The organism is Micromonospora palomenae (assembly GCF_007829925.1).
GTDB lineage: Bacteria > Actinomycetota > Actinomycetes > Mycobacteriales > Micromonosporaceae > Micromonospora > Micromonospora purpureochromogenes.
The window spans coordinates 18,003-37,173 of record NZ_VIXA01000005.1; the positions used below are offsets into that span (position 1 = coordinate 18,003).

10 protein-coding genes are annotated in these 19,171 nt (G+C 69.9%); 5 read left to right on the forward strand and 5 right to left on the reverse strand.

Annotation, left to right across the window (positions count from 1 at the left end):
• Positions 1–60 precede the first annotated feature (60 nt).
• The 3 genes from FHX75_RS27055 (at position 61) to FHX75_RS27065 (ending at position 7,970) form a co-directional block, all read left to right on the forward strand.
• Entirely contained in the window at positions 61–6,861 is a 6,801-nt protein-coding gene (locus FHX75_RS27055; protein WP_154943191.1) for a polymorphic toxin-type HINT domain-containing protein, read from the forward strand.
• A gap of 22 nt (positions 6,862–6,883) precedes the next feature.
• The gene (locus FHX75_RS27060; protein WP_154943192.1) at positions 6,884–7,264 is read left to right on the forward strand and encodes an Imm32 family immunity protein; all 381 of its coding nucleotides are present in this window, start codon (positions 6,884–6,886) and stop codon (positions 7,262–7,264) included.
• A gap of 436 nt (positions 7,265–7,700) precedes the next feature.
• The gene (locus tag FHX75_RS27065) at positions 7,701–7,970 is read left to right on the forward strand and encodes a hypothetical protein (RefSeq protein ID WP_154943193.1); all 270 of its coding nucleotides are present in this window, start codon (positions 7,701–7,703) and stop codon (positions 7,968–7,970) included.
• Between the two features lie 83 nt (positions 7,971–8,053).
• Here the strand turns inward: FHX75_RS27065 and FHX75_RS27070 are convergent, their stop codons facing one another.
• Positions 8,054–9,184: a glycoside hydrolase family 12 protein gene (locus tag FHX75_RS27070; protein WP_154943194.1), complete on the reverse strand. Its 1,131-nt coding sequence runs from the start codon at positions 9,182–9,184 to the stop codon at positions 8,054–8,056.
• A gap of 384 nt (positions 9,185–9,568) precedes the next feature.
• Here FHX75_RS27070 and FHX75_RS27075 point away from each other — a divergent pair, with 384 nt between their 5' ends.
• On the forward strand, positions 9,569–10,675 hold the full coding sequence (locus tag FHX75_RS27075) for an FAD-dependent monooxygenase (RefSeq protein ID WP_154943566.1): 1,107 nt from the start codon (positions 9,569–9,571) through the stop codon (positions 10,673–10,675).
• A gap of 129 nt (positions 10,676–10,804) precedes the next feature.
• Complete coding sequence (ctaD, locus tag FHX75_RS27080) at positions 10,805–12,559, forward strand: aa3-type cytochrome oxidase subunit I (protein WP_154943195.1); 1,755 nt, start codon at positions 10,805–10,807, stop codon at positions 12,557–12,559.
• A gap of 609 nt (positions 12,560–13,168) precedes the next feature.
• Here ctaD and FHX75_RS27085 read toward each other — a convergent pair.
• From FHX75_RS27085 to FHX75_RS27100, 4 genes are all read right to left on the reverse strand, one after another.
• Positions 13,169–14,392 carry an MFS transporter gene (locus tag FHX75_RS27085; RefSeq protein WP_154943196.1) on the reverse strand — a complete coding sequence of 408 codons (1,224 nt, stop codon included), beginning with the start codon at positions 14,390–14,392 and terminating at the stop codon, positions 13,169–13,171.
• A 64-nt stretch (positions 14,393–14,456) separates the two neighbouring features.
• On the reverse strand, positions 14,457–15,038 hold the full coding sequence (locus FHX75_RS27090) for an isochorismatase family protein (RefSeq protein ID WP_154943197.1): 582 nt from the start codon (positions 15,036–15,038) through the stop codon (positions 14,457–14,459).
• Between the two features lie 16 nt (positions 15,039–15,054).
• Positions 15,055–16,341, reverse strand: a complete 1,287-nt coding sequence (locus FHX75_RS27095) for a nicotinate phosphoribosyltransferase (RefSeq protein WP_154943198.1) — start codon at positions 16,339–16,341, stop codon at positions 15,055–15,057.
• 16 nt (positions 16,342–16,357) lie between these two features.
• Positions 16,358–19,036 carry a LuxR C-terminal-related transcriptional regulator gene (locus tag FHX75_RS27100; protein ID WP_154943199.1) on the reverse strand — a complete coding sequence of 893 codons (2,679 nt, stop codon included), beginning with the start codon at positions 19,034–19,036 and terminating at the stop codon, positions 16,358–16,360.
• Between the last annotated feature and the right edge of the window lie 135 nt (positions 19,037–19,171).

A 19,171-nucleotide genomic window follows, 5' to 3' on the forward strand; every position in this document is an offset into this window, starting at 1 on the left:
TGCTCTCGGCATCAATCGAACTTTTCATAGCTATGTCCAATCGACCCCTGGGGAGGGTGGATGTTCTCCCGACTCCTGGTCGCGTCCGGCGCTATGCAGCGCCGGGTGGTGCGACCGGTGTCCTGGGCGATGGCCGGTGTGATGAGCGTCAGTCTCATCCAGGTGGCCAACGCCCCCGCCTCGGCCGCGGCGGAGCGTAAACGCCCGACGGCCACCGACGTGGGCAAGACCGTGCCCAACCGTGCCCCGCTCGGCGTGAAGCCGCGCATGGGCAACCCGGCGGCGGACGCCGCCACGACGACGCCCGCGAAGGTCACCTGGCCGGCGGCGGGCGCCACCGAGATCGGCGTACCCGCTGCTCCGGCGACCGGGCCGGCGCAGGCCGGCGCTCGTGACTCCGCCCGGACCGGCTCAGCCACCACCGGGCCCGCCGCCACCGGCAAGGCCGGCGGCCTCGCCGTGTCGGTCGCTGCCGTGGCCGCTCCCACCCCGAAGGCCGGCGCGAAGTCGGTGGCCCCGGCGACGACGCCGGCCACCGCTCCGGGCAAGGTCCGCATCGAGGTGCTCGACCGCAAGGCCGCCGAGCGGGCCAGGGTCGACGGCCCGCTGGTGCGGGTCAACCGCGCCGACGGTCAGCAGGCCGCCGGCGACATCAAGCTCGGCGTCAGCTACGAAGGCCTGGCCGGCGCGTACGGCGGCGACTTCGGCTCCCGGCTGAAGCTGGTGAAGCTGCCGGAGTGCGCGCTGACCACGCCGGAGAAGGCGGCCTGTGCCGCCGAGCCGGTGCCGACCGTCAACGACGCGGAGAAGCGCACTCTGTCGGCGACGGTGAGTGCGGCGTCCAGCGGGACCACCTTCGCGATGACCGCCACCGAGTCCTCCTCGCAGGGCGACTACGGCGCGACCAAGCTCGCGCCGTCGTCGAAGTGGTCGGTGGCCCCGTCCACCGGTGGCTTCTCCTGGAGCTACCCGGTGCGCACGCCCCCGGTCCCGGGCGGCGGGGCGCCGGGAATCACCCTGGCCTACTCGTCGCAGTCGGTCGACGGTCGCACCGCGGCGACCAACAACCAGGGCTCCTGGGTCGGTGAGGGCTTCAACTACGAGCCCGGTCACATCGAGCGCCGCTACAAGTCGTGCTCCGACGACGGCCACGACCAGTACGTCGACCAGTGCTGGGCGTACGACAACGCCACGATCCTGCTCAACGGCAAGTCCACCGAGCTGGTGAAGAGCGGCAGCACCTGGAAGTTCGCCACCGACGACGGCTCCAAGGTCGAGCGGTTCACCGGCGCGGCCAACGACGACAACGACGGTGAGCACTGGAAGGTCACCACGACCGACGGCACCGAGTACTACTTCGGGCTCAACAGGCTGCCCGGCTGGGTCACGGGCAAGGAGACGACGAACTCGACCTGGACGGTGCCGGTCTTCGGTGACGACGCCAACGAGCCCTGCAACAAGACCGCCTTCCTGGACTCGTTCTGTGACCAGGCGTGGCGGTGGAGCCTCGACTACGTCAAGGACCGCTACGGCAACGTCAGCTCCTACTACTACGCCCGCGAGACGAACCACTACGCCCGGTCCAAGAAGACCGACGTCAACGGCGTGCCCTACCACCGGGGCGGCTACCTCAAGCGGGTCGACTACGGGCAGCGGCACAACGCCGTCTACACCACCAACGCCCCGGCCCGGGTGCGGTTCGACGTCAAGGAACGGTGCCTGCCGACCGGGACCATCGACTGCGACCCGCAGGACCTGACCACCACCACCGCGCCGTACTGGCCGGACGTGCCGTTCGACCGCAACTGCAACGCGAACATCAAGTGCAAGCTCGACCAGATCAGCCCGACGTTCTGGACCCGGGCGCGGCTGACCGGTATCACCACCGAGATCCGTGAGGGCACCGGCTGGACCCCGGTCGACAACTGGAAGCTCGACCACCTGCTCACCGACAACGGTGACGGCTCCCGCACCCTCTGGCTCCACAAGATCACCCACACCGGCATGTACGGCGCCGGCGCGGACATCGCGATGCCGTCGGTGGAGCTGGGCGGCCTCCAGCTGCCGAACCGGGTGGACCGGGACAACGACAACATCGGGCCACTGGTCCGGTTCCGCCTCGCCACGGTCTGGACGGACACGGGTGGGCAGATCGACGTCAACTACGCCACCCCGGACTGCACCGCCACCACCCTCCCGACGGAGGGCAACAGCACCAAGCGCTGCTACCCGGTGAAGTGGAACCCGCTCGGCACCGGCGACCCGATCACGGACTGGTTCTTCAAGTACGTGGTCGCCGCGGTGATCGAGACCGACCGGACCGGCGGCGCGCCGGACATGGTCACCAAGTACGACTACCTGGACGGTGCCGCCTGGCGTAAGTCCGACCCGGACGGGATCTCCGACCCGAAGGACCTCACCTGGAGCGAGTGGCGGGGCTACGGAAAGGTCGTCGTCACCGTCGGCAACGGCCAGACCCAGACCACCAAGACCGAGTACCGCTACCTGCGCGGCATGCACGGCGACAAGATCCCGAACAGCACGGCCACCCGGGACATCCGGGTGACCGACTCGGCAGGAGTCGAGCACGTCGACTACGACGAGTTCTCCGGGCACCAGTTGGAGAGCACGGTCTACAACGGCTCGGCGGTGGTCAGCCGGAACATCGCCACGCCGTGGCGGCACAACACCGCTACCGAGTCGCACACCTGGGGCGACAAGAAGGCCTGGTTCACCAACACGTCGACCACCCGCAGCTTCGTCGCGCTGGCGGCGGGCGGCCTCCGGGAGACCAAGAACGTCTCCACCTTCGAGACGACCTTCGGCCGCGTCACCCAGACCGAGAACCTGGGCGACGTGGACGTCACCGGCGACGAGGCGTGCAACCGCACCACCTACGCCGACAACTCCGCAGCCCACCTCTACAGCCTGGTGGCGCGCACCGAGTCGGTGTCGGTGGCGTGCTCCGTCACGCCGGACCGCAGGACCCAGGTCATCTCCGACACCCGGACGCTCTACGACGGCAAGGCCTTCGGCGTGGCCCCGACGCTGGGCAACCCGACCAAGTCGGAGCGTCTGAAGAGCCACGACGGCACCACGGCCACCTACATCACGGCCGCGTCGGGCACCTTCGACTCGTACGGTCGGCCGCTGACCGCGACCGACGCGATGGGCAAGACCACGACCACCGCGTACACCGAGACGAACGGCCTGACGACCAAGGTGGTCGAGACCAACCCGCTCACCCACGTCACCACGACCGAGTACGCCCCCGCCTGGGGCAGCCCGATCAAGCAGACCGACCCGAACAACCTGGTCAGCCAATTGGAGTACGACCCGCTGGGCCGGCTGACCAAGGTGTGGATGCCGGACCGTACGGGTGCGGCCGGGCTCGACCCGAGCATCAAGTACACGTACCTGATCCGCACGGACAAGCCGGTCGCGGTCAAGACCGAGAAGCGGCAGAAGGACGGCACCTACAGCGTCGAGTACAAGCTGCACGACGGCCTGCTGCGTCCGCGCCAGGTGCAGACCGAGGGGCCGAACGGCACTCGCATGGTCGCGGACACCATGTACACCCCGACCGGCAAGCTCGACCGGACGTACGCGACCTACAACGCCGCGGGCGCGCCGGCCGACACCATCTTCCCCGCCACCATCGGCGAGGTCGAGGGTCAGACGTTCTACGTCTACGACGGTGCGGACCGGGTCACGGCGGAGATCACCTCCGTCGCCGGCAACGAGAAGTGGCGCACCACCACCACCTACGGCGGCGACCGCACCTCGGTCGATCCGCCGCAGGGTGGCATTCCTACCACGACGATCACCAACGCCCTGGGGCAGACCACCCAGCTGCTGCAGTACAAGGGCACCGGCCCGTCAGGCGCGTTCGACAAGACGGAGTACACCTACACGCCGTCCGGTCAGCTCGCCACGGTCAAGGACCCGGCCGGCAACCTCTGGAAGCACGAGTACGACCAGCTCGGCCGCGAGGTCAAGTCGATCGACCCGGACGCCGGCACGTCGACGATCACCTACGACAACCTGGACCGGGTCACCAGCACCACCAACGGCGTGGGCCAGAAGATCAGCACCACCTACGACGAGATCGGCCGGACGACCGCCACCTACAAGGGTGAGGCCGAGACCGGCGTGCGGCTGAGCAGTTGGACCTACGACCTGGAGATGCTGGGCCAGGTGTCCTCGGCCAGCCGGTGGGTTGGGGACGAAGAGTATGCGACGTACTACACCGCCTACGACGAGTTCTACCGGCCGCACGCCACCTACTACCAGGTGCCACAGCACGCCGGCGCGGAGCTGGCGGGGCTCTACACCTTCTCGACCGAGTACAACAGCGACGGCACCGTCGCCTCCGTCGGCATGTCCGAGGGCGGCGGCATGCCCTTCGAAGCGATCGCCTACACCTACGACGGCCTGGAGCGCCTCACCGCCACGAACGGTGACGCCCCGTACCTGACGGACGTCGACTACTCGACCACCGGCGAGGTCATCCAGACGGAGGCGGCGCTGGGCGCCAACAAGGTCTGGTCGACCTACCAGTACGAGCAGGGTTCGAAGCGGCTGACCAACCTGCGGCTGGACCGCAGCGGCGCGCCGGTCATCGACCTCGACGCGCGCTACACCTACGACGCGTCCGGCAACATTCTGCGGATCTCCAACACCCCGTCCGGAACCCGGGACGTTCAGTGCTTCACCTACGACTACCTGCGCCGCATGGAGCAGGCGTGGACGTCGGCGAGCACCGCGACCGACCCGTGTGCCGGCGGACCGTCGGTGACGGGTGTCGGTGGGGTGGCTCCCTACCACCACGCATACACGTTCGACCTGACCGGCAACCGGAAGACCGAGACGCAGTACGGCACCGACGGCAGCACACTGATCAATCGGGCGTACACGTACCCGACGGCGGGCACCGCGCAGCCGCACACGCTTCGCCAGATGACCGAGACCACCCCGCAGGGTGACCGTCTCTACTCCTACGAGTACGACGCCGCCGGCAACACCAAGCGGCGGACCAAGGTCGGCGAGGACCAGAACCTGATCTGGGACGCCGAGGGGAACCTCGAGTCGGTCACCGACGCCGCCGGCAAGAAGACCAGCTTCTTCTATGACGTCGACGGCTCGCGGATGCTCCGTAAGGAGCCGAATGCTACGACGCTCTACCTGCCGGGGATGGAAATCCGGCTCAACCACACCACCCGGGCCACGGACGCCACGCGTTACTACTCGCTACCGGGCGGCGGCACGGTCGTCCGCAAGCTCAACGGCCTGTTCTACGTCGCCTCCGACCATCACGGCACCGGCCAAGCGACCGTCGACGAGACCGGCGCGATCACGCACCGGCGGACCACCCCGTACGGCGAGAGCCGGGGCAACCCGCTCACGCCGGGGCAGTGGCCAACGGAGAAGGGCTTCGTCAACGGCAACCAGGACTCGACCACGGGCCTGGTGAACATCGGCGCCCGCGAGTACGACATCATCACCGGTCGGTTCATCTCCGTTGACCCGATCATCGACAACGGCGACCCGCAGCAGATGAACGGGTACGCCTACGCCAACAACAACCCGATCTCGTTCTCCGACCCCGACGGCCTCAAGGCATGCTCCGACGACGCCTGCGGCCCCGGTGCTGATTACGAGGACATGTACGGCAACTACCACAAGGTCAAGGGCCACAACGACGGTTGTGGTGGTTGCTCGAAGACGTACGACCCGGACGAGCCGCACATTAACGCCTGGAACAATCCTCGTGCCAGCGAGGCCGATCGCCGCGCGGCGGCGGCTGCCGCTGCCGAGAAGGAGCGTCAGGCGCGGATCGCCCGGGCCAAGCAGAAGATCCTCGACTCGGCCAAGGCGCTGGCGAAGATCCTCGCGGACGAGTTGGGCATCACGGATGCCCTCAGCTGCATAACGCAGGGCGACATGGGTGGGTGCCTCGCCACCGCTGGCAACATCGCCGGCGCCATGCTCGGCGGCGTCCTCGGCAAACTGGCCGCCAGGTATGGCGCTCCCTGGAAGTGGAAAAAGCTCGCCAATCTCACTACCAGGGTTAAGGGTCTGCTCGGCGACCTTGTTGACGGCGTCAAGACCCTCTTCAAGAAGGGCTGTCACAGCTTCGCGCCTGGAACGCTCGTCTTGTTGGCCGACGGCTCGGTCCGTCCCATTGAGAAAATTCGGTTGGGCGACAAAGTCGTCGCTGCGGATCCCAGCAGTGGCGAGTCAGCGCCGCAGACAGTCGTTGCTACGCACATCAATGTCGACGTAGAGCTGACCGACCTGACCCTGTCGCTGGACGGCGGTCGCAATGTCGACCTAGAAACCACCGACAACCACCCGGTATGGAGTCGTGACCGGAGTGACTGGGTGCACGCTGGTGACCTCCGGGTCGGCGAGAAGTTGCTGGCTTTCGACGGGGAGCTCGTCACTGTCACCGGTGTGCGGTCGTACCTCGCGACGAGGGTCATGCACGACCTCACGGTGGACACACTCCACACCTACTATGTGGCTGCAGGTGACACCCCGATCCTGGTTCACAATAACGACATTTCCATGGACGAAGCCCTGGACCGTGCTGCGGCGCATGTCGGCGACAACCCGATGTCGCGTGAGTCGGGCAGCAAAGCTGTGCAGTTCGAGAACGAGTCGATCGATGAGAATGGCAACAAGGTGCGCAAGATCGCACGTTTTGATGTAAATCCCAACGTCAAGCACGTTCAGAAGCTCGGACCCCATCTCAACTTGGAGACGCAGATCAACGGCAGGCCGGTGACCTCCGGGCCGCTGAAGGATCCGCACCTTATGATCGACCCGTCTACGATCAGGCCCGGCGACTACTGCTGATGTCCGATGCGGAAGGTTGAAAATGAAGGTTCTATACGCCGAGGACACCAAAGAGTTGGAACTATCTGGAACGGGCCAGGAACTGCGGGATTTGGCGGCATGTTTGCGCTCATCCCGGGGGATTCTTCCCCTAGATACGGGTGGCGATCCATCGCCGTACGACAAGGCACTGTCATTGATTGAATTTGAATGCACCTCTGGTCATGTCGTGATTTCCCACGTCTCGGCTCGGGACGCCTTGCGGATACAGGGTGGCGCCGATGAATTGGATGTGTTCGCGTCTAGCGTGGAAGAGTTCGGGAATGAAGGTGACCCTTCCGCTCATATCCATGTCGAACATGTGCCTGGACACGAATACCTTGCACCTAGTACCGAGCCTTTGGTGATCGCATTATTGGATTGAAGGGCGTCGCTGCAAGGTCTGGCCGGTGGTCCTTGACAATCTGCCGCTTCAAGTTATGGGCGGCAGGGGCTGTCCAAGCGTCGAATGTCGCAGCGAGCCAGGGTTTAGGGTGAATGTGGAGGGGGCGTGCCGCTGGCTTGGTGCGCCCCCCTTCCCTTTCGCCGAACGGGTCATCGTTCAGCGGGTGTATCTTGTTTGAGAAGGGCCTCGCCGCTCGGTTCGCTGGCTGCGGCCTGCCCGCACCTGCGATGTTTGTTGGCGAAGAGCCTAGGGTCCTCGAAAATGCCCCGACGGTGCTTGGAGGAGCCCTTCGTGGTGGTCAGGACGGCAGGTTCTATCATGGATTGACGGAGACCGATGGTATGGGCTTCGAGAGTTGCAGGAGTCAGTGGGAACATGGAGAGCATCTCAAGCTCTCGCCTATGGATCATTAGCCGTGAATGTGCCTGAACTGCTCTTTCGCCTCACCCGTCGATGGCGGATGTATCTGCTGGACGACAGGTACCTGACGGCGGTCGCGTTCATTGAGGGGTTTGATCAGGCATTGGATCGGCGGCTTCTGGACGGGTTTCACGAGTGGGTGTGCCAACGCGTCCTAGAGCGCCACGTCGGCCTTTCGTGGCCGAACATCATCGCCTCCTTAGAAGTCCCGGAGGCGCTGTCGGGGCCGCTGCAACCTGAACGACCTCGACCTGGAGGCGGGTGACGTGACGATCGGGTAAGGCCTCGAACACCGGAGGGGCGTGACCCGCTGGGTCACGCCCCTCCGTCTCTTGCCCGGGGGGAAGGTCAGGACCGCGTGCAGGCCACCCCGTTGAGCGAGAAACTCGTCGGCGACGAGTACGCCCCGCTCAGCGTCCCCTGATACCCGAAGTTCGCCGTACCCCCCGGAGCGATCGACCCGTTGAAGCCGACGTTCCGCGCACTCACCGCCGACCCGCTCTGCGTGACGGTCGCGTTCCAGGCGTTGGTGACCTGCTGCCCGGCCGGCAGGTTGTAGGTCAGGTTCCACCCGTTGATGGTGCTGGAGCCGCGGTTGGTGATCGTCACGTCGGCCGTGAAGCCGTTGTTCCACGCGTTCGGCGTGTACTTCACCGCGCACCCGCTCCCCGTCGGCGGCGGGGTGGTCGGCGGAGGAGTGGTCGGCGGGGTCGTCGAGCCGCCGCCGTTGACGCTGGCCGAGAAGGAGGTCACCCCGAGCCCGGCGCCACCCTGCCACGGCTCGAAGCCGGCCTGGATGCTCGTCAGGTACCAGCTGCTGGTGATCGCGCCGCGGTTCTTCACGTCGTTGATGAAGTCGAGGACGCTGAAGTTCATGCTCGTGATCGGCGACGGGGCGACGTACGAGATGACGTTGTTGGAGCCGTTGCTGCCCCGCCAGACCTCCCACGTCCGGCCGACCAGGGTGGTCGTGCCGACCGGGGAACCGATCGGCTGGATCGAGCCCTGGCGGTTGAGCCAGATCATGATCTCCATCTGGTTCACCCCGTCCCTCTTCGGCGTGGGGTCGAGCCAGATGTCGTACGAGGCGTTGTAGATGGCCCCGCTGACGTACTTGTAGGCGATGCTGCTGGTGGCGCTGCTGATCTGGCTGACCTGGATCGGCAGGTTGGTGCCGGGGGAGCAGTTGGTGTAGTGGCAGCCGAAGAAGACCGACGGGTACGCCGTGGGGGCGCCGTTGGTGGGGTTGCTGCCGTTCTGGGTGGTGATCTCGAAGCCGGTGCTGGTGACGTTGATGCACTGCTGGGCGGTGGTGCCCCAGCGGTTGTTCTGCACGACGTACCGGTTCTGGATCACGGTGGAGCCGAACTGCTCGCAGATCTGGGTGTCGGCTGAGGCCGTGCCGCCGAGCGCGACGGCGACCAGCGATCCGGCGGCCAGCAGGCCGGCGGCGGCGATGGCGCGGAGTGGACGTTTCATCATGCTCCTCGAGATTCCGGCGTGGGGGCGCCAGTGGGGACGGGGGTGGGCGCGGGAGCGCTCCCATATCATTCGACACATTTACATGTCTGCAACACGAGTGCAACCGGACCGGCTTCGCTAACGCGCCCGGACGGCGGGCGGGGCTGCGGTGGTACTTCCACGCCGCTTCCGTATCGCGCCATCGCAGACGGGCGAAGCCGCAGCTCAGTCAGGGAGTGACAGGCGTCGGCGTACCGGGGGATGGTGGGTCGGCCGGGCGGCGACATGAATCATTTACGCATCGTGCGCGCCAGGCCGATCAGGCCTACCGTGTGTCAATCGCGCGGAGTAGTGTCTTGCCTCCAACGCGTGCCGATCCCCCCTCCGGAGGCGTACACCACCATGGGTGGCTCCCCCCTGCGCATCCTTGTCGTCGGCGCGGGCATCGCCGGTCTGGCCGTCGCCCGGGCGCTGCGGATGGCGGGTTTCCGGCCGGACGTCACCGAGAAGCTGCCCCCGAACGAGCTGGTCGAGACCGGTCTCTATCTGCCCGGCAACGCCGACCGCGCGCTGCGCCGGCTCGACCTGGACGGCCCGGTCCGCCGGCTCGGCCAGGTGATCCACCGCCAGCGCTTCCTCGACGCGGCGGGCGAGCCGCTCTGTGAGGTGGATCTCGACGCGCTCTGGTCCGGCGTCGGTGAGTGCCGGGCGCTGCTCCGGCGCGACCTCTACCAGGTGCTGCTCAGCGGCGCCGGCGGCGCGGTGCGGCACGGTGCCGAGGTCAGCGCCGTCGAGCTGCTGCCGGCCGGCGTCGCGGTCACCTTCACCGACGGCACCGGCGGCGAGTACGACCTGGTGATCGGCGCCGACGGGCCCCGTTCGGCGGTGCGCTCCCTGGCCGCGCTCGGCGGGCCGCCCCGCCCCGCCGGCCAGGTGGTCTACCGCGGCGTGGTGCGCGACGGCCCGGAGGTCACCGACTGGACGGCCCTGCTCGGGCAGCGCGCCGGCTTCCTGGTGGTGCCGATCGGCGCGGGCCGGCTGTACTGCTACGCCGACGAGGCCGGCACGGTCACCCCGGCCGATCCGGGCGCGCGGCTGCGCGAGCTCTTCGGGGAGTACGGCGGACCGGTGCCCGCGGTGCTGGACGCGCTGCGCGACGTCCAGGTGAGCCTCACCGACGAGGTCGAGCTGGGCCGCTGGCACCGCGGGCGGGTGCTGCTCGTTGGCGACGCCGCCCACGCCACCGCGCCGACCCTGAGCCAGGGTGCGGCGATGGCGCTGGAGGACGCGGTGGTGCTCGCCGAGTCGCTGACCGCAGCCGGCAGCGTCGAGGCGGCGCTGGTGGCGTACGAGAGTCGCCGCCGTCCGCGTACCCGATGGGTGCGGGACCGGACCCGCGACCGCAACCGGACCCGGGACGTGCCGCCGGCGCTGCGCGACCCCCTGCTGCGCGGGCGCGGCGGTCGAATCTTCCGCGAGCACTACCGGCTGCTCGTCGACCCGCTGTAAACGGCCCTCCATCCTGCCCCACCACCCCGAGCGGCGCACCCACCTGCCGGGGACTATCCTCCTTGCGGATGACGGCTCGCAGATGACATGCGCGTGCCGAGCGGGACAACCGAGAACCGGAGGCCATTCGTGACCACCGTCGCACCCAAGCCGGTCGTGACCCGGCCATGGCCGGTCCGAGAGCCGGTCAAGGGGTCGGCCATCGCGCGGCTGCTGCGCACCACGGACGCGAAGCAGATCGGGATCATGTACATGGTCACCGCGTTCGTGTTCTTCATGATCGGTGGCCTGATGGCCCTGATCATGCGTGCCGAGCTGGCGCGGCCGGGCCTGCAGTTCCTGTCGCCCGAGCAGTACAACCAGCTGTTCACGATGCACGGCACGATCATGCTGCTGTTCTTCGCGACGCCGATCGTGTTCGCCTTCGCGAACTACGTCGTGCCGCTGCAGATCGGCGCCCCTGACGTCTCCTTCCCCCGGCTCAATGCCTTCGCCTACTGGCTCTACCTCTTCGGTGGCACCATGGCGACGGCCGGCTTCATCAGCCCGGGTGGCGCCGCCGACTTCGGCTGGACCGCCTACACCCCGCTGAGCACCGTCGAGCACTCGCCGGGCGTCGGCGCCAACATGTGGGTCGTCGGCCTGGCCATCTCCGGTCTGGGCACGATCCTCGGCGCGGTCAACCTGATCACCACGATCCTGACCCTGCGGGCCCCGGGCATGACCATGTTCCGGATGCCGATCTTCACCTGGAACATGCTGGTCACCAGCCTGCTGGCGATCCTGGTCTTCCCGCTGCTGGCCGCCGCGCTCTTCGCGCTCGCCGCCGACCGGCTGATGGGCGCCCACGTGTACGACCCGGCCACCGGCGGGCCGATGCTCTGGCAGCACCTGTTCTGGTTCTTCGGCCACCCCGAGGTGTACATCATCGCGCTGCCGTTCTTCGGCATCATCAGCGAGGTCATCCCGGTCTTCTCCCGCAAGCCGATCTTCGGCTACAAGGGTCTGGTCGCCGCGACCATCGCCATCGCCGCGCTGTCGATGAGCGTCTGGGCGCACCACATGTTCGGCACCGGCCAGGTCCTGCTGCCGTTCTTCAGCTTCCTGAGCTACCTGATCGCCGTGCCCACCGGTATGAAGTTCTTCAACTGGATCGGCACCATGTGGCGGGGCCAGATCACCTTCGAGACGCCGATGCTCTTCTCGATCGGCTTCCTGGTGACCTTCCTCTTCGGTGGTCTCACCGGTGTGCTGCTGGCCAGCCCGCCGCTCGACTTCCACCTGCACGACTCGTACTTCGTGGTGGCGCACTTCCACTACGTGCTCTTCGGCACGATCGTGTTCGCCGTCTTCGCCGGCATCTACTTCTGGTTCCCGAAGATGTTCGGCCGGATGCTCGACGAGCGGCTCGGCAAGATTCACTTCTGGCTGACGATGATCGGTTTCCACACCACGTTCCTGGTGCAGCACTGGCTGGGCAACGAGGGCATGCCGCGTCGGTACGCCGACTACCTGCCCAGCGACGGCTTCACCACGCTGAACACGATCTCCACGATCGGCGCGTTCATCACCGGTATCTCGACCCTGCCGTTCATCTGGAACTGCTGGAAGTCGTACAAGACCGGCCCGGTGGTCGAGGTCGAGGACCCGTGGGGCCACGGCAACTCGCTGGAGTGGGCGACCACCTCCCCGCCGCCCCTGCGCAACTTCGACCGGATGCCGCGGATCCGCTCCGAGCGGCCGGCCTTCGACTACAAGTTCCCGGAGCTGGCCGCCGGCCACAGCCTGGCCGGTCCGCCGGAGGGCGGCTCCAAGCCGCTCACCAGCGAGTCCGACGGTGGCGCCAGCTACCGCGAGGACACCGCGAGCAACATCGACCGCTGACGCGCCGCACGCGACACCGACGACGGGCGCCGCACCCCACCAGGGGTACGGCGCCCGTCGCCGTTCCGGCTCGTACCGGCCGTCGGTCGTGGCGTCATCCGGTCTGGCGGTACCCGTCGCCGTTCTGGCTCGGACCGGCGTGGGCCGTGGCGTTCCGGTCTGGGTGGCGCTCGGTTGCCGGTCGGGCCTGGACGGCGCTCGGCTGGCCGGTCGGGTCTGCGCGGCGGCGTCTGCCTCGGTTCTGGGCTCGGCTCTCCTGGCGCCGGCCCCCGCATCGCGAACAGTCGGTCCGCTTGACCCCGGCTCGCCGGCGACGGCGATATCTGGGCGGGTGGATCGCGGACCATCACGCCCGCCGGGAGGCGGATGCGCTCGTGAGCGATATACCTGAGAGGCATATATATGCCTCTCAGGTATATCGCTCATCGGGTATGTGTCCGACCGCCGCGACACGCCGACCCGGGGCCACCGCGACACGCCGATCCCCGACCCCGACCGCCGGGCTGCAGGGCTGCCGAGCTGCAGGGCCGCCGGGCTGCGGGGCCGCCGGGCTGCGGGGCCGCCGGGCAGGAGACGAGAGCGGTGCCGGATCGCCCGACGGACGGCGGGTCAGGTGGTGGCGGGGGCCAGGTCGGCGGCGTCGCGCACGTCGGACGCGGCGGCGGTCTCGCGTCGGTGGCGCAGCTCGACGGGGAGCACGGCCAGCGTCACCACCAGCCCGATCGCGCCGGTGACCGCGAAGCCCCACAGCGGCAGCGAGGCGTCGATCACCGCGCCGGCGAGCGGCGCGCCGAGCGCGATGCCGACCGTGACGGCGGAGCCGTGCAGGCCCATCGCCTCGCCGCGTACGCCCGCCGGGGCGAGCCGGCTGACCGCGTCGGAGGTCGCCGCGATGGTCGGGGCGCAGAGCGCGCCGGCCGGGATGAGGGCCAGGCAGAGCAGCCACCAGTGGCCGCCGCCCAGCCCGACCGGGATGGTGCAGAGGCTCAGCGCGGCGGTGAGCGCCAGCGGCGAGAACGAGCGGCGGACCGCCCCGTACGCGAAGCCACCGACCAGCGAGGCGACCGCCCACATGGTGAGCACGGCGCCGGTCCAGCCGACCTCGCCGCTGGCCCGCAGCACGGCGACCACCGCGACGTCGGTGCCGCCGAGCACCAGGGTCGCCGCGCCGCTGACCGCGAGCACGGCCAGCATCCGGGGGGTGAGCCACTCCCGGCGGGGCGTGCGGGGCTGCGGACCGGCCGGCTCGTCCGCGCTGCGGGTGGGCGGGTTGAGCAGCCAGAACGCGACGCCCGAGGCGACCACGCCGGTGCCGACCGCCCAGAGGGTGGTGCGCGCCGAGACGGTGGTGGCCAGCGCCACGGCGAGCGCGGGCCCGACCATGAACGACAGCTCGACGGACATCGAGTCCAGCGCGTACGCGGGGCGTCGCCGGTCCTCGGGGGCGAGCGCGGCGATGGACTGCCGGATCACCGAGAAGATCGGCAGGGCGAGCAGGCCGGCGAGGAACGCCGCCGGCAGCAGCACCGGCAGGGAGAGCGTCGGCGCGCTCGCCCAGAACACCGCCTCGGCGACGGTGGTCAGGGCGACCACCGGGCGCAGGCCGCGCCGGTCGACCAGGCGGCCGAGCAGCGGCGAGCCGAGCGCCGCCCCGACGGTCATCGCGGCACCGACCAGACCGGCGGCGCCGTAGCCGCGGCCGAGGTCGAGCACCACGAAGAAGGTGAGCGTCACCCCGGTCGCGGTGAGCGGGATGCGGGCCAGCACGGACACCAGCAGCAACGACCGGAGCCCGGGCAGGGCGAGCGCTTGCCGGTAAGGCGTCAAGTTCATGATGGTCCGTACCTCCGGCGGCCATCCTTGACCGGAGGTACGACATCGGCAAGCGATTACCGGCTCAAGCGTCCCTGATCACAGGCTCGCCCCGCAGGGTGACGCCGGCGCCGTCCATCGCCCGCAGCGCCACGTCGAGGGTGTTCCGCGCGACGGCGGCGGTGAGGTCGAGCAGCACGGTGGTGGCGAAGCCCTCCCGGGCGGCGTCCAACGCGGTGGCCCGGACGCAGTGGTCGGTGGCGATCCCCACCAGGTCGACCCGGTCCACGTCGTGCCGGCGCAGCCAGTCGGCGAGGCACTCGCCGTCGTCGGCGTGCCCCTCGAAGCCGGAGTACGCCGCGGCGTGCTCGCCCTTGTGGAAGATCATCTCGATCCGGCCGGTCTCCAGGTCCGGGTGGAACTCGGAACCGGCGGTGCCGACGACACAGTGCCGGGGCCACGAGTCGACGTAGTCCGGCGGATCGCCGAAGTGTGCGCCCGGGTCGACGTGGTAGTCCTTGGTGGCGACCACGTGGTTCCAGCGGTCCGGCTCGGCGGCGAGCAGCCGGGAGACGCCGCCCGCGACTCCCGCGCCACCGGCGACGGCGAGGGACCCGCCCTCGCAGAAGTCGTTCTGCACGTCCACGATGATCAAGGCGTTGGCCATCGGAGTGACTCCTTCGTCAGCTTGCCGGGACGACGGTGACCGGCACCGCCGGGTCACCGCCGGAGAGCTTGAGCCCTTCCCAGGGGATGGAGATCAGGCACTGCCGCAGGTGCTCCCGCGACTCGTCGAGCGAGGGCAGCGTGACCGGCTCCCCGTCGACGATGAAGGAGCGCTGGAGCAGTCGGTCGTTCGGTTGCCGGTCCGGCACGCCCTGCGGCACGATGATCTCCTCGGTGGCGGTGCCGGTCGGCTTGTGCCGGCGTACCGCGACCTTCCGGCCGCCGATGGTGGCCTTGTGCTCGGAGCGCTTCACCACCGGCCGCCCGTCCACCTCGACCAGCTTGTAGACCAGCCCGACGGTGGGCGCGCCGGAGCCGGTGACCACGGCGGTGCCGGCGCCGTACATGTCCACCGGCTCGGCGGCGAGGGCGGCGATGGCGTACTCGTCGAGGTCGCCCGAGACGATGATCTTCGTTTCGGTGGCGCCGAGCGAGTCGAGCAGTTCCCGGGACTGCTGGGCGATCACCGCCAGGTCGCCCGAGTCGATCCGGATCGCCCGCAGCTCCGGCCCGGCCACCTCGATCGCGTTGCGGATGCCCTGGCTGATGTCGTACGTGTCGACCAGCAGAGTGGTGTCCTTGCCCAGCGTGGCGACCTGCGAGGCGAACGCCGTCTTCTCGTCGTCGTGCAGCAGGGTGAACGCGTGCGCGGCGGTGCCGGCGGTGGGGATGCCGTAGCGCCGACCGGCGGCGAGATTGGAGGTGAACCGGAACCCGGCCAGGTACGCCGCCCGCGCCGCGGCCACCGCCGCCTCCTCGTGGGCCCGCCGGGAGCCCATCTCGATCAGGGTGCGGCCCCGGGCGGCGGTGACCATCCGGGCGGCGGCGGCGGCCACCGCGCTGTCGTGGTTGAGTACCGACAGCACCAGCGTCTCCAGCACCACGCACTCGGCGAAGCCGCCGGAGACGGTGAGGATCGGTGAGCCCGGGAAGAAGAGCTCGCCCTCGGCGTACCCGTCGACGTCGCCGGTGAAGCGGTAGCTGCTCAGCCACTCGGCGGCCCGGTCGTCCACCACCCCGGTGCGGCGCAGGAAGTCCACCTCGTCGGCGTCGAAGCGGAAGTCGCGGATCAGGTCGACCAGCCGGCCCGTCCCGGCGACCACCCCGTAGCGCCGCCCGGCGGGCAGCCGCCGGCTGAACACCTCGAAGGCGCAGCGGCGTTCGGCGGTGCCGTCCCGGAGGGCGGCGCTGACCATGGTCAGCTCGTAGTGGTCGGTCAGCAGCGCGGGGCGAAGGGAACTCACCGGCCCAGCCTAGAGTTCACGCCGGCTCCGTGCCGTCGTGGCCCGTGATCGACCGCAGCGCCGCCGGCAGCTCCGCGCGCCCGGTGATGCCCAGCTTGCTGTAGACCCGCTGGAGGTGGTTCTCCACCGTGCGGGTGGAGAGGAACAGTCGCTCGGCGATGGCCCGGCTGGTCACCCCGGCGGCGGCCAGTGTGGCGATCTGCCGTTCCCGGTCGGACAGTGCCGGGCGCAGCGCCTCCAGCGCCGGTGTGCGGATCTGGTCGCAGCCGCCGAGCAGGCCCGCGAGCCGCTGGTGGGCGGCGCCGGCCGAGGCGGCGCGTTCCCGGCGCAGCTCGCGCAGCGCGGTGGCGGTCGCCTCGGCGGCCCAGACCGGCAGGTCGAGCGCGGCGAAGCCGTCGGCCACCGCCAGCAGTTCGGCGTCGTCACCGGCGACGGTGGCCCGGGCGTACCGGGCCAGCAGCGGCGGCAGCACCCCGTCGACCTGCTCGGAGAGCTCACCCAGCCGTTGCGCCACCGTGCGCCGGCTGCCGTCGGTGCAGGTCGGGCCGACCGGGGCCGTCGCCTGCCCGAGCCGGACCAGGTCGTGCAGGACCAGCACCTCGTGCCCGGCGAAGCCGTCGCCGCGGAGCCGGTCGGCCAGGTCGCCCAGGTGCTTGGTGGCCCCCGGCAGGTCGCCCCCGGCCGCCAGCACCGCCCCGCGGGCCTGCTCCAGCCAGGGGTAGAGCACCACCATGCCGGGCGCGTGCGTCCGGTCGGCCTCGGCCATCGCCTCGGCGGCGTGCTCGGCCTCGCCGCGCAGCGCCGCCGCCTGGGCCCGTTCGGCCTGCGCCAGCCCGGCGTAGACCCGGCTGGTGGCCAGCACCGCGCAGGCGCCGAGGCTGACCTTGAGCGCCTCGCCGCTGCGGCCGCGCAGCCGCGCCGCGTACGCCTGGAGGATCGCCAGGTAGCCGGTGCCGAGCCGGAAGTCGCCGGCCCCGGCCAGGTCGGCGAACTCGTCGGCGACGATCGCGTCGATGCCGGCCAGGTCGCCGGCGAGGGCCAGCCGGGTGCCCCGGGCCAGTTCCATCGCGAGCTGGAGGTAGGGCATGTCGCTGCGCCAGTGCGGCGCCTCCGCCGCCACCCGGGCGATCGCGGTCGCGCTGCTGCGGAACTGCCCCCGCGCCGCGTCCAGGTGGGCGATGGTGCAGCGGGCCAGCTCCCGCGCCGCGACGCTGGCGGCCGGTCGGTCCAGCACCGACCGGGCGAGCCGGAGCGCCGCTGTGCCGTCCAACCCGTGCAGCCGCATGATCGCCTCGAAGGCGCGGACCCGCGCCTGGTCGCCCGGGTCGGTCAGGGCCGCGCCCGCCTGGGCGATCTCCTCCACGGTGGACTCCCGGCTGAGCCCCCAGTAGCTGACCATGCCGCGCACGGTCAGCCAGCGGCTGCGCCGCTGGTCGCAGTCGATCTCGCCGGCCACCGCGTCGAGCACCCGGATCGCCTCGTCGGGCCGGTCGGCGAACATCAGGATGGTGGCGAGCAGCTCCGCGGCGTCGAAGCCGCCGCCGGCGTCGAGCGCCGCGCGGGCCAGCCGGGTCGCCAGGGGTACGTCGTACCGGGCGAACGCCTGGGCGGCCGCGCCGAGCAGCAGCGTGGCGTCCTGGGCGGTGCCGGAGTCCAGCCGCCACACCGCGACCCGGAGCAGGTCGCCCCGGCGCCGCGCGCCGACCAGCTCCAGCAGCTCCGCCAGGCGGGCCTGCAGCCGCCGGGTACGGGTGACCGGGCAGCGGCGGCGCATCATCTCGCCGTAGAGGGGGTGGGCCAGCCGGACGTCGAGCCGCCGGTCGTCGCGGACCATGGTGATCAGGCCCCGCTCCTCGGCCAGCTCCACGTCGGCCTGCTCGGCGGCCTGGTAGAGCAGGTGCAGGCCGAGCGGTTCGCCGAAGGCGACCAGCTCCACCACGGCGCGCACCCCCGGCTCCAGCCGCCCGATCCGGGTGTCGATCAGATCGGTGAGGCTGGGGGCCAGCTCCAGCCGGCCGGTCCAGCGCCAGACGCCGTACCGGCGGTCCAGCTCACCGCCGCCGGCGGCGGCCAGCACCAGCTCGCGCAGCAGCAGCGGGTTGCCGGCGGAGAGCCGGAACAGCCGGTCCGCCGAGCCGGCGTCGACCGGACCGTCCAGGATGGCCGCGAGCAGGTTGGCCGTCTCGGCCGGACCGAGCGGGGCGAGCTCGAAGTGCTCGACCAGGTCGTCGGTCCACAGCGCCCGGATCGGCAGCGGCACCTGCTCGCCGTTGCGCAGCGTCCCCAGGATGGTGGTGTTCTCCTGGCGGGCGAGCAGGTGCACCAGCGCGGCCGACGGCGGGTCGAGCAGGTGGGCGTCGTCGATGGCGAGCACGATCCGCCGCCCGGCGGCCTGCTCCTGCAACACCTCGACGCCCCAGCGCAGCACGCCGGCGGGGGAGAGCCCCTGTGGCTGCTCGGCGGGGAGCACCTGGGCCAGCCCGCCGAACGGCAGCGCCGCGGTGGCGGTGCTGGCCGCCACGTACCAGATCGCGTAGCGGTCGGCGGGTAGCGCGCTGACCCCCTCGCGCAGCAGCCGGCTCTTGCCGATGCCGGCGTGGCCGCTGAGGATGAGCCCGCGCCCCTCGGCTCCGTCCACGGCCGAATGCAGACGGTCAAGTTCATCCGTTCGGCCGACGAAGCCCCACCGACTCATCGGTGCAGCATATCGACGGAAATCCGTCCGCGCGCACACCGTCACGCTGCGAAGTTGAGTAATGTCGTGGTTACCGGTGAGTATCCGCGGTTTTCGGTACTGGGGGACGTCGGAACGTACCCTTCCGGAATCCGG

What these genes read in the sequence shown, in the direction of transcription:
- FHX75_RS27055 (WP_154943191.1), top strand. Translation starts at nt 61, where the DNA reads ATGTTCTCCCGACTCCTGGTCGCGTCCGGCGCTATGCAGCGCCGGGTG.
- FHX75_RS27075 (WP_154943566.1), top strand. Translation starts at nt 9,569, where the DNA reads ATGGGTGGCTCCCCCCTGCGCATCCTTGTCGTCGGCGCGGGCATCGCC.
- FHX75_RS27100 (WP_154943199.1), bottom strand. Translation starts at nt 19,036, where the DNA reads ATGAGTCGGTGGGGCTTCGTCGGCCGAACGGATGAACTTGACCGTCTG.
- FHX75_RS27090 (WP_154943197.1), bottom strand. Translation starts at nt 15,038, where the DNA reads ATGGCCAACGCCTTGATCATCGTGGACGTGCAGAACGACTTCTGCGAG.
- FHX75_RS27070 (WP_154943194.1), bottom strand. Translation starts at nt 9,184, where the DNA reads ATGAAACGTCCACTCCGCGCCATCGCCGCCGCCGGCCTGCTGGCCGCC.
- FHX75_RS27085 (WP_154943196.1), bottom strand. Translation starts at nt 14,392, where the DNA reads ATGAACTTGACGCCTTACCGGCAAGCGCTCGCCCTGCCCGGGCTCCGG.
- FHX75_RS27060 (WP_154943192.1), top strand. Translation starts at nt 6,884, where the DNA reads ATGAAGGTTCTATACGCCGAGGACACCAAAGAGTTGGAACTATCTGGA.